The following is a 12,073-nucleotide window of genomic DNA, read 5'->3' on the forward strand; positions in this document are numbered from 1 at the left end:
GTAAGACGGGCCAAAGGCTGTGAGTGGCGGGTAATAAAACAAACAGATCTGAAATTTCGTCGATTTGGCCGCCATCGCCTACAACTCCATGAAAGCGAATGCAAAATGAGGTAGGCCATGTTCGAGTAGATGGACGATGCCGCCGGGCAATCCGCTGTGGTGCTCGATCGCATTGATCTGGCTCGCTGTCCGAATGCAAAGAAGGGTTGCCCCTAGGTCTTGACGATATCGCCTTTTCGGAGACATAGTTTTACTTGGATCACGGTACGAGTCGCGTGTTCTTTGGGGGGGGGCTTGCGCACTTCGTCGTTCGCCTTTGTCGCATTAGCGCTCGTGGTAGCCAGTCTGCCTTCCTCGGCGGCGGCGCAGGTTGCAGTTCCGCCTGATTCAGCCGGCCCGGTTGCGCAAGACGAGAGGCCGGAACCTGAACCCGGCGGCTTGGACATCCAGCGACCGCGGCCTCGCATTCTCGCCGTCGCCACCATGTCCGGCGGTAACGAGCATCGCGACCGGCTGCTGAGCGACCGGGTCACTGGCTCCGTTCTGGCCGGGATAGCCTACCAGGGCTTCTCACTGTCGGCGTGGGGATCGAAGGAGCTGTCGACCGGTCGTGGCGCAAGGGAAATTCTGTTCGGCTACAGTCACAAGCTGCCGGCGTTCGACCTTCATGGCGCTCTCGTCGCCTGCTCGAACGATCGGCTCCCGGGCGGCTGTTCGGACGGTGTCCGCCTGACCGCGACGACGAACTTCATCCGCGGCCTCACCGTCGAGGCCGTCATCGACGTCGCCTTGGCATCGTCCCGAAGAGCCTACTCGGCCGCGGTCACGCGCGACGTTTGGCATTCGGACGAAACTTCTGGATCGGTGCGGCTGGGCTGGACCCGAACCGACTATGGGGCCGGTGTCCACCTTGACGGGACTTCGTGTCGGCTCATAGCGGAACGTAGACTTGGACAGGGGTTGGCGCTCGACTTCTCTGCGGGTGCCGCGTGGACGTCGGGTCGCGCTCGTCTCGCGGAGGGTCGTGACGGGGTGTTTGCGTCGACGAGCCTCGTATGGCGATACTGACCATGGCCTTTGGCGCCTTCCGGATCCCCGTGAGGCTGTTCAGCCTTCTGATGGCGGCGGTTGCCGTGGTGACCGGCGGCACGGCCTCGGCGCAGACGGCTGCAGGCACGACGCCGGCGAGCCTCGCGGTCACTCCGGACGGCACCTCTTCTTATTCCGTCCCGCTGGTGGTTCCTCCCGGCACGGCCGGCGTCGAGCCGAAGCTGTCGCTCGTCTATTCCAGTAGGGGTGGGGTCTCCGCCTATGGCTTTGGGTGGTCGGTCTCCGGTCTCTCCCAAATCCACCGGGGCCCGCGCAACCTTACGGACGATGGTCGCGTCGCCGGTGTGCGCTTCTCGGCGGATGATGCGCTGACCCTCGATGGGGAGAAGCTGGTCGAGGTCGCCTCCGCAACTGCCGGCTTCAAGGAGTATCGGACGCGGATTGACACTTTCGTCCGCGTCCGCGCCTACGCGGAGGGAGCATCCGGCTCGGGTCGCATCGTGGTCGAGACCAGGGCGGGGCTCACCATGAGCTATGGTTCGACGCCGCGTAGCCGAGTGTCCCTGGCCGACGGGCGGACCGTGACCTGGTTGTGCGATCGGATCGAGGATCGCTCCGGAAACTACATGGCGTTCCGCTACCGCTTCGACGACGTCGGCGGATCGCAGGGCCTCGACTACGTCCTTGCAGGAGTAGACTACGGCGGGAACGAGCGCCTGGGCCGTCCGGGATATGCCGCCATTGAGTTCGACTACGAGCGGCTTCCCGCTGGTGCCGAATACGGAAGTCGCTTCCTCTTCGGCCAGCGGACGACGCTTGCATGGAGGCTGAAGTCGATCGTGTCGTCATACCGGGGCGCAGTGCTCCGCCGATACGTTCCGACCTACACGCCATCGTCCGACGGCGATCGCTTCTTCACCATCGCCACGTTAGCGGAAGAGGGGGCCGACGGCCTGCGGTATCGGCCGCTTTCGTTCGAGTATCCGACGGCGCGTCCTGGCTGGCAGCCGAGCGACATCCTCGCGTCCATCCCGGACCTTCCCGACGTCGACGAGGCGCTGGCCGATGTCAGACGGGCCTATCGCTTCGCACGGCTGCCGACCGCGGCAGGTGTCGTGCCTGCAGTGCTCGTTTCGGTCGAGGCCGGTGGAAAGACCGTTCAGGGCGCCTACCTCCAGGATGCGGGGACGGGCGCATGGCGCGCGGTCAAGGGGCTGGCTCCGCCCGTGCTCTTCGCGAAGGACGGCATGTCCGCCGACGACGTGGTGCTTGCGGACGTTGACGGCGACGGCGACGACGACATCGTCGCCGGTAACGGCTTGGCCGGCAACGTCGCGGGGACTTATGTCGCCGATCCCAGTGGCTGGACGAAGGGCCCGGCCCTCCCGATTGCGCTGAGCGGCGGCACGCTCGCGACGAGCGGCGTGCTGCAGGTGGACGTAGTCGATCCAGCCGGTGTGCGCGTGTCGGCATTCGCCTGGAACCACGCGGCCGGTGCCGGCTCGCGCGCTCGCGAAGTTCGAAGGTGGGACGGAGCGCGGTGGGCGGCCGTCGCCGGCTACGCGCCGCCGCTCGCCTTTTCGGGTGCCACCGCTCCCGTCGTCTCTGGCGTCCGCTCGATCGATGTGGACGCGGACGGCACGCGTGAGCTTGTCTACTATTCGGTTGCGGGCAGCAGTATCCACGGTGTCTATCGCGCCACTGCGAGCGGCTGGCGCCTCGTAAATGATCCAACGATGCAGCCTGCGATCCCCGACCTGCCGGCCGACGGCGCGCTGCGGGTCGCCGACATGGACGGCGACGGCCACGATGACTTCGTATGGTCTTTCGACAACGGGGCTGGCCAGCGCTCAGGGGCGGCGTTGGCTGGAAGCGCCGGTTGGCGCTCCGATGCGCGGACCATGCCGGCGGTCCCGTTCTGGCGTGCGGGGGACGACGTCGCGACCGGCCTGTCCGGGGATTTGATGGACGTCGATGGAGACGGCGCGATCGACTTTGTCTCGGATGATGCGTCTGGACGGAGCGTATATCGGGCTCAGGCCGATTATTGGATCCTTGAGCCGCGCTTGACACCTCCCACGGCGCTGGGCGCTACGCTTGGCGAGCGCATGCTCGCGTTCCGGCTTCTCAGCCTGCCGGGGTCGGGGGCGCGTACTTGGCTGGAGCTTCGTCCGGTCGGACGCCTCGCTCCGACCTCATACAGGCTCGATGCCGCCACCGGATGGCGTCGGGACGTGTCGCTCGCCGTTCCCATCGATCTGGCGCAGTTCGACAAGGTCGATCTCGGCGTCCGGTTCCTGGACCTCAACAACGACGGTCTGCCGGACCTGTTGTGGGCTAGGAAGCGTAAGGACGGCTCGCTCGACCGCGCGGCGTATATATTCCAGCCCGCTGAGGACGTGCCGTGGCGCAAGGACGAGCGCTACCTGATGCCCGTCGCGCTGGTCCAGGAAGACTACTCCGCCACCGGCACGTTCGTCGCCGACGTCAACGGCGACGGACGGGTCGATCTGATGGAGGGCCGGCGGGTCAAGGAGCGCGGCGGATCGATCGACCGCCGCGAGACCTGGATCAACTGCGCTGCCCTGACCGAATGCGCCGACGTGCCCGAAGGGAAGGTGGGGGGATACTGGCTCGCGGCGTCTGGCACCGACGCCTACCGCGGCCTGGTGGCGCCGGCGGTGTTCGCCGAGGACGGGACCGGTCCTCTCGGTGCGCAGGTTCTCGACGTCAACGGTGACGGGCTGACTGACATCGTCACATCGCGGACGGTCGAGGTATGGGTCGATGAGGATGGAGAGGATGTCTCCTCCACCACTCCCGACGCGCGGCCGGAGTATCGCCTGCAGGCCCGCACCTGGTTGAACGAAGGCGGAACTTCTTGGAAGGAATCGGAAGCCTTCAAGCTGCCGGTCGCGCTTGCCAGACCGCTTGTCGGACCGCGTCCTGGGGTGATCCTCGGAGACGAGGCGCCCTTCCCGGGGGTCACAGTGGTGGACACCCGCGTCCAGCTCATGGATCTCGACGGGGATCGTCTTCCCGACGTCGCTTACCGTTACGAGGCGATCCAGCGGGAGCGGCCGGCGACCGGGCCATTGCAGAACGTGCGCGTGACGGTTAGCGGCGCGCGGCTTGGCTCGAGCGCGGGCTGGAGCACCGATGCGCCGGGCTATCTGCCGCCCGTGCGGCTGGACGACGACCCGGCGGCCGGGGAGCGCCAACTGCAGATGGAGGACGTCAACGGCGACGGTTCCATCGACTTGCTGTATTCAGGCGGTGAGACCAGCGAGACCTACCTGAACACCGGCACCGGCTGGAGCGCTCCCGACGCTTACTACCGCATTCCGGCGAAAGCCATCCGGGCGGGAAAGGGAGACCAGGGCTTCCGCGTCCTCGACCTCAACGGGGACATGCTGCCCGACATCGCGTATCACTGGACGACGGAGGGCGGTACCACACGCGGCGCCTTCATGAACACCGGCGCTGGCTGGGCGGAAGCGCCGGCTGACTTCGCGCCAGGCATCCCGTTCGCGGAGCACGACCGTGGAGACGTCGGGGTTCGCCCGCTCGATGTGAACGGGGATGGCCTTCTCGATCTAGTTCAGAGCTACAAGCGATCCGACAGCGAAACCCGCAATCAGGTCACCGTCAACGTTTCGGACCGACCGTATCTCCTTACCGCTGCGGTGGATGGCATAGGTCGGTCCACGTCGGTTCGATACCGTTCGTTCCTCGCGCTGCAGCGGCCATCGGAGCTCAGCGCACTCGTGCAGCCCGTTCGAATGGCGCCTGGGACGGGGCGGCAGTCGCGATATCCGGTCGTGCATGCCCCGCTGCCTGGGTATCTTGTCGCCGAGGTTGCGAGCCGGGGTCCCGGCGTGGCGGCGCGGCACGTGCGCTACGCCTATGACGGCAATCGCGTTGACGTGAGGTCGGGGCGGTCGCTTGGCTTCGAGAGCAGCGTGTCTGTCGATGTGGAGCGTGACCGGACCACGCTGACTACCTTCTCGCAGGAAGACGCGACGCTCGGAAGCCCCGTTTCCGTTGAGGTGAGGCAGGGCGGGAAGGTGGTGTCGACGACTGCGAGCGTGTGGCAAGTGCAAACCCGGGTCGGTCTCGATGGATCGAGCGGGGTGCCAGGCTTCGCACCTCGGATCGTGCGCCGCAGCTTGGCATCGACCGCGAGCCGATCGTTCGGCCTGGACGGCGTCACCCTCGCGAGCGAGGACACTGCGTTCAAGTATGATGGGAACGGCAATCCGACCAAGGTCGTGGCTGCCTTCGCCGACGGATCGACGTCCACCACCGTAAACCAATACGCTGACGACGAGGCTCGATGGGCCCTCGCGAGGCTCGTTGCTGCCAGGGTCACGCTTTCGCTCCCGGGCATGCCCGACCAGGTTCGCGAGGCGACCTTCGAATATGATGCCGCGACCGGCCTCATCGAGCGCGAGCGCACTCTGGTCGGCACGCCGCTCGAGCTCGCCACGGAATATGAGCGAGATCCGTCGGGCAACAAGGTGGCGAGCGTGACGAGCCGACCGGATGGGGGCCAGCGGCGGGAGGATCGGCTGCGGTACGACGCGGAGGGAAGGTTCCCCGTCGAAGTGATCAACGCGATGGGCCACCGTTCGGCCATCGTCTACGATGCCGTCAGCGGAGCGGTGCTGTCGCAGATCGATCCCAACGGACTGACGACGCGAAAGCGCTACGATTCGCTTCAGCGTCTGCTCGCTGAGACGACGCCTGCGGGCGTGGTGACGACCGTATCTACGAATCAGGCGAATGTGTCATGGGCCTCACTGGTCACGTCGCGCCGCACACCGGGTATGCCCGAAGCGCGGTTCTGGACCGATGCCGCCGGCCGCGCCGTCAGGACCGAGACCCAGGGATGGCGCGGTCGCCGGGTGATCGCGGAAACCAAGTATGACGCGCTCGGGCGGCTCGCCGCGACTACGCTGCCGCGCTTCGAGGGCGAACGCGAGTTGAAAGCGGAGCGCACCTACGATGCGCTTGATCGCGTCATGACGGAGACGCGGCCCGACGGTGCGGTTGTGCGGGTCGAATATCGGGGCCTCGAGGTGATCTCCACGGACGTCGCGGGCGTCCGAACCGTCAAGCGCTTGGACCTGCGGGGTCGGGTGGCGGAGACGGTCGACGCACTCGGAGGCGTAACTCGCATTTGCTACGACGCGGGCGGACGGGTGGCATCGACGGAGACGGTGGGCGGCCGCTCCGTCCGCCAGTCCTATGACGTCGGCGGCAATCGGGTCGAGATGACCGACTCGTCGATCGGACGCTGGGCATACGCCTACGACGTCTACGGCTCCCTGATCGAGCAGACCGATCCCCGCGGCTCTAAGCTGTCGATGGACTATGACGCCTTGGGGCGGCTGATCGCGAAGAGAACCGGCGGCGCGACTTCCACTTGGCGATACGATGCCGGTTCCGGCGCCGTGGGACGGCTTATCGGGACCGAAAGCGGAGGTAGGCGGCGCGCAATCGCCTATGACGAGCTCGGACGGCCGGTGAGGGTCCGCGCGACTTCGGCGACCGATGTGCTGACAACCATCGACAGGTTCGACAGGCTTGGCAGGCTGGAGGAGCGTCGCTTTGACACCGGCGTGACCCTAACCAACCGATATGACGCGTGGGGCTTCATGATCGGCATGTCGCTGATAGACGGCACGGTGCGTCGCGACGTCTACGGCCTTCTAGACGTGGACGCGGCCGGCCATGTCCTTTCCGAGCGGACGGGCGTCGGCATCGTCACCCGCAACCGCTTCGAAGCTGCCAATGGACGGATGACGGGCACCGCGACGACGGCGACCAAGGGGGCGGTGCAGGATCTTGCGATCGGCTATAACGTGGCCGGGGACGTCATCTCGCTTGCGGATGCGGCCACTGGCGAGGGCGGCACGTTCGCATACGACGCCTTGCGCCGGCTCGTGCGGTCGGAGCTGACCGGACGAGACGCGGTGTCGGTCGCCTACGATCCTCTAGGCAACATCCTCTCGAAGACCGACGCGGGTGCATACTCCTATTGCGACGTCGGGCTGCTTCGGGGCCTGCTGTGCTCCGTGCAGGGAACCGCCGGGACCATCGGCATGGAATACGACCTAGCAGGCAATGTCGTGCGCAGGGGCGACAAGACGCTGACGTTTGGAACTGACGGCAAGGTTTCGGAGATCAGGGGGGCTGCAGGTTCGCGCTCGAAGTTCGAATACGACGGCGACGGCAACCTCGTTTTCCAAGAAAGCGTCTACGGGCCGCGCCAGCACCGCTACTCGACGACATATTTCACGGGCGTTCAGCTCATACGCGAGAACTACGCGCCGCCGGGCCTGCCGACCCCGGAGCGGACGATCATTCGGCATGCGCTCGCCACGCAGGCTGGCGTTTTCGGCTATTACGACAAGGTCTACCGCCACTTTCCCTACCGGTTCGCGGCACCGACCTACGGTCTGACAATGACCCAGAAGCCCGAGCGCGTGACCGACCTTAGGTTCGGGCTATCCTTCCTGGTGCGCGACCAGCTCGGATCCGTGCGGGCGGTGCTGGCCGAGGACGGCCGCGTGCTCGACAGGTTCCGATACGATCCGTGGGGCCGCAGGATCGAGGGGGAGGGCTATCGATACCGCAACGTGCGGCAGGGATTCACCGGCCACGAAATGCTCGACAATCTGGACCTCGTTCACATGGGGGGGCGGGTCTACGATCCGCTGCTCGGGCGATTCATGAGTGGCGACCCCTACGTGCAGGCACCGGAGTTTTCGCAGTCCTACAACCGCTATTCCTATGTCTTGAACAACCCGTTGGTGCTGACTGATCCCACCGGCTACTGGTCGCTGGGTCGTGCCCTGGGAGGTCTGTTCGAGCGCGCTGTGCGAGCCTTCGGCTCGGTGGTGGATGCGGTCATCGGCAAGCCGCTGGCGTGGATCGGCGAGCAACTGGCCAAGGGCGGTAGATGGCTGGAGCAGAACTGGCAGACGGTGGCGATCATAGCGATCGCGTGCGTGATGCCTGCCGCCACCGTGTGGTATGCTGCGGTGCTGCAGGGAGCAGCGATGGGGGCGCTCAGCGCGGCCTTGTATGGCGGGGGGCCTGACGAGATACTGCGTGGCGCGCTTATTGGCGGGGCGACCGCAGGCGCGTTTAATGGCGTGGGTTCGATTGGTATCGAAAATCAGGCGCTTGCTGCTGGTGCTCACGGAGTTGTCGGAGGAGCGAGCTCGCTCGCGCAAGGAGGCACATTCGAGTCCGGATTTTTGTCGGCGGCCGTGACGAAAGCATCCGGTAACTTCATCGATCCGAAGGGAGGTCAGGCGTATCAGGTCGCGTCGGCTGCGGTCGTAGGTGGCGTGACCTCGCAGATCAGCGGGGGCTCTTTTGAGAACGGAGCGGTAACTGGGGCCTTCTCCAGGTTGTTCAACGACCTCGCAGTGCACCTAAGCGAACCCGAGCCTCGAGAAATCGTTGTGGTTGTCAACGACAACACTCCAATCATCGGCACACACACCGGCGTGTTCCTAGGGGATGAAGTGCTCTACGACCCCGGTGGCGTCTTCGAACGAGATCATCCGACCTTGAAGCAGTATGTCGGCCGTCAGGTTAACGACGACGGTCCCAATGTGCGTGTTTATCGGTTCAAGGTGACTCAGGGCGAGTTCGATCAAATTTCCCGGCGCTTCGACGCTGGCAGTAATAGCGGAGCCCCAGGGCTGTGCTCGGCAAACTGTGGAGCTTTGATACGCGGGGTTGGTCCCTTCCGAGATCTTGGTTCGACGCGCACACCTCGAGGAATGGGAAGCGAACTCGATGACTTGATCCTTAAAGGGCGCGGGGTATGTCAGCAGCCGTCGGGCATCGCGTGCAAATGACGAGCGGTTCTCTGGTCCAGGCGTTCAAAACAAATCGCAGCGGTTTTCTGCTTAGAAACAGCTGTGATTTCGATGCCGAGGGGATGCGTCCGCCACTTTGCCGGGATCGACCGAAGACGCGGTGACCGAGTCGTCCTCTCCATGCCCGAGGTGCGACTACCACCGCCAGGTTCGCGCCAATCTGTAGTAAGTTGCTGCGGCGGCGCTGGCTGTCGCGAGGATGCGCGCCCGGACCTTATCGGGGATCTTCTCGATGCGGAGCAGCCTTAAAGAATAGTAAGGCAGTCCGTAAGGGAAGGGCATGCCGATATGATCGCCTCGGGATGGCGCGAGGAAATGCTTTCGCGGACGTGGCGTTTGAGGCCGATGTGCTGGAAGTCGTTCTTGCCCTTTTTGAGTTTTACCGCCGGTGCATGGCGCGAGCCCCAGCGGGGACGCTCGACGATTACCTTGAACATATCAGCGCTCATTGCAGGCCTCCCCAAAGGTGGAGAATGCAATCGGTAGACGTGAAGTGGACGAAATGGACGCGGCGCCATGGCCGCGAAAAAGGGTCAGGCGACCGCAGTCACCCGCACGGGAATTGCCCATGTACTATGTTCCTGAACGTGGAAGCCGGGAGTGATGACGGGTGCGGTTGCAGCTCGCATGTGGTCACTCCTTTCCTATGTTCGAGAAATAGTGGCGGCGCTGTATGCCAAGTGGGCGCACCAATCAATGGTGCAGGGCATTCGCGTCGGCATGGCAGTCCGGGGACATGCGCGTCACCTGGGGGCGGGATCGTCCGTCGCATACAATATCGGGTTGTGCAGCCAGGCCGCCACGTCGCACTCGCGCCAGCCGACACAGCGGGTGCTGATCTTGATCGCGGGCGGGAAGGTGCCGCTCTGCATCTTGCGGTACATTGTCGAGCGGCTGAGGCCGGTGCGCTGGAGCACGGTCTTGATCCGGAGGATGCGGTCTGGGTGTTGGATCTGCATTGCGAGGCCCTTGCATCGTCTGACGGTTGGTGGGGCGTTCCGAGGCAAGTGTGGTCCTGTTAGCGGGCCAGGAAAACGGCCTGTATGGGGCCAGAAGGGACCTGTTCGGTGCGGTTCGGCACCGGGATGGTTTGGGCGTGGATCGCTAGCTTCGGGCGATCGGTGCGAGGGCGTCTCACGCCGGCGGCGTGATGGCACTCGCACGCCGCTGCACGGCGCCGAGTCGGCTTGGCCGTCTCGGCCCTTCGGGTGTTGATCGCGAACGCGAGCGCCGATCCTGTGGATCGGCGGCCGGCAGGTGCCGGCAGTGGAACGCGGGTACGGTGCGCGCGCTGGCGCACGCCTGCGGCGACACCAGGGCGCGCGTGTTGTTGATGCCCGCGTGGCACACTTGCCCGAGCGGGAGGCACGGGCGGCGGCTGGCGCACGGGCTGGCGCGCGCACGCTGCCCGCGCGAGGCCCACCCGGCTGCAAGGGTGCGGCTCTTGTTCGGGCGCCGGGGGCGCCCGGCAGCGCGGTCGCGCTGACAGGATGGTCGCCGCGCGGATGCGCGGCGGCGTTGTGCAGCCGGCACGCGGACAGGGCGGGGGGAGCGTCGCTCGCCTCTAGTCCTGCCGCGGCATGCCGCAAGCCGGGCGGTGCCCGGCTCCTCCTCTTCGTTGCGGCCCTGCGGGTGCGGCCTGCCTCTGACGGCAGGACTGCCGGTTCGCTCCTGCCGCTCCCCCCGCCCTTCCGGCGCCGGTTGCGGTGTTTTGGAAGGAGCAGGACCATGGGTGTTGGACACGAGAACCGGGCGAGCCTCTATGCCGAGGTGACGGGACGGGTGATTGCCGAACTGGAGCAGGGGCGGCTGCCCTGGGTGCAACCTTGGGATGCCGCGGCGTGCGGGTGCGCGATGCCGGCCAATGCGGTGACCGGGCGGCGCTATTCGGGGATCAATGTGCTGATCCTCTGGGCGGCGGTGACCGAGGGGCGGTATGCCTCGCAGCGCTGGCTGACCTTTCGGCAGGCGCAGGCCGCGGGTGGGAGTGTGCGGCGCGGCGAGCGGGGGACGACGATCTGCTATGCGGATCGCTTCACGCCCAAAGACGAGGCCGAGCGCGCGCGCGATGAGGATCGGGAAGCGCGGCAGCTGGCGTTTCTCAAGCGGTTCACCGTGTTTAACGTCGACCAGTGCGAGGGGCTGCCCGAGCGGCTGACGGTAGTGGCGCAGGGCGAGCCGGTGGCGGAGGCGGACCGCATTCCCGCCGCACACGCGCTGATGGAAGCATGTGGCGCTGATATCCGGATTGGGGGTGGCGAAGCCTATTACAGTCCGGGCGGCGACTATGTCGCGGTGCCGCCACAGCTCGCCTTTTACGACCGCATCAACTGGTATCGTACCGTGCTGCACGAACTTGGGCACTGGACTGGGCATGGCTCGCGGCTGGGGCGCGATCAGTCGGGCGCGTTCGGCAGCGCTGCCTATAGTAGGGAGGAGCTGGTTGCCGAGATGGCGAGCGCGTTCACCTGTGCGTCGCTGTCGATCCGGCCAACCGTGCGGCACGCTGATTACGTCGGCAGCTGGCTGGCAGTGCTGCGCGAGGACGAAAAGGCGATCTTTCGGGCGGCGATCGCTGCCAGCAAGGCGGCAGATTACCTGCTTTCGTTCACCTCAAACGAGGAGGCGGGGCAATGATGCGTTGGCTTCGACTGCGGCGGATGCGTCGCGCCTTCCGTGCATTGCCCGAGCGGGATCGGGCGATCTTCGGATCGGTGCGGTTCGACGATTTGGACTACATCCAAACGGCCCAGCGGCATGGCTGCACCGTGGAAGAGGTCGAGCAAACCGTCGCGCGCGTGCTGTTCGCGCTCGGTCGGGCGGAGCGGGGCGAACAGGCATGAGCGATGCCACATCTCGCCCGGTCAAGCCGGGCGAGGTGTACGCCGCGGCATCAGCGCGTTAGGATCGATCCATGAGGACCAGCCTCGACCATCTGCCCCCAGCCAAGCAGCGCGAGCTGGAGCGTGTCGTCCAGATCCTGTTCGAGGAGTTTGGCGACGCGATCGCCATCGCCACGTCGGACTGGAAGAAGCAGGCGCGCATCCTCAAGGTCATCCTGTACGGCATCTGTGGACGCCCCTTCGGATGCAAGCGGTAAATCGGGGTAATGTTGGCACGTA

6 protein-coding genes and 1 pseudogene are annotated in these 12,073 nt (G+C 65.6%); 5 read left to right on the top strand and 2 right to left on the bottom strand.

The genetic code is table 11. The features are described 5' to 3' along the window. The first annotated feature begins 438 nt into the window (after nucleotides 1–438). Nucleotides 439–1,068 carry a hypothetical protein gene (locus DD559_RS02835; RefSeq protein ID WP_206364430.1) on the top strand — a complete coding sequence of 210 codons (630 nt, stop codon included), beginning with the start codon at nucleotides 439–441 and terminating at the stop codon, nucleotides 1,066–1,068. After that, complete coding sequence (locus DD559_RS02840) at nucleotides 1,056–8,930, top strand: RHS repeat-associated core domain-containing protein (RefSeq protein WP_116467858.1); 7,875 nt, start codon at nucleotides 1,056–1,058, stop codon at nucleotides 8,928–8,930. Before DD559_RS02835 ends, DD559_RS02840 begins: the two co-directional genes overlap by 13 nt. A gap of 266 nt (nucleotides 8,931–9,196) precedes the next feature. Here DD559_RS02840 and DD559_RS19930 read toward each other — a convergent pair whose 3' ends face one another. After that, a complete protein-coding gene (locus tag DD559_RS19930) occupies nucleotides 9,197–9,400 on the bottom strand; it encodes a hypothetical protein (RefSeq protein WP_206364431.1) in 204 nt (67 codons plus the stop codon). A gap of 294 nt (nucleotides 9,401–9,694) precedes the next feature. Continuing rightward, entirely contained in the window at nucleotides 9,695–9,910 is a 216-nt protein-coding gene (locus DD559_RS02850) for a helix-turn-helix transcriptional regulator (RefSeq protein ID WP_116467859.1), read from the bottom strand. A 769-nt stretch (nucleotides 9,911–10,679) separates the two neighbouring features. On the opposite strand from DD559_RS02850, the gene DD559_RS02855 reads away from it, so the two are divergent. The 3 genes and pseudogenes from DD559_RS02855 to DD559_RS02865 form a co-directional block, all read left to right on the top strand. Continuing rightward, complete coding sequence (locus tag DD559_RS02855; RefSeq protein WP_116467860.1) at nucleotides 10,680–11,588, top strand: ArdC family protein; 909 nt, start codon at nucleotides 10,680–10,682, stop codon at nucleotides 11,586–11,588. Beyond that, nucleotides 11,585–11,794, top strand: a complete 210-nt coding sequence (locus tag DD559_RS02860; RefSeq protein ID WP_116467861.1) for a sigma factor-like helix-turn-helix DNA-binding protein — start codon at nucleotides 11,585–11,587, stop codon at nucleotides 11,792–11,794. Before DD559_RS02855 ends, DD559_RS02860 begins: the two co-directional genes overlap by 4 nt. A gap of 71 nt (nucleotides 11,795–11,865) precedes the next feature. Next, a pseudogene (locus tag DD559_RS02865) lies at nucleotides 11,866–12,030 on the top strand (nucleotidyltransferase); the annotation flags it as partial. Between the last annotated feature and the right edge of the window lie 43 nt (nucleotides 12,031–12,073).

Source organism: Sphingomonas pokkalii (assembly GCF_003096275.1).
In the GTDB taxonomy this organism is placed as follows: Bacteria; Pseudomonadota; Alphaproteobacteria; order Sphingomonadales; family Sphingomonadaceae; genus Sphingomonas; species Sphingomonas pokkalii.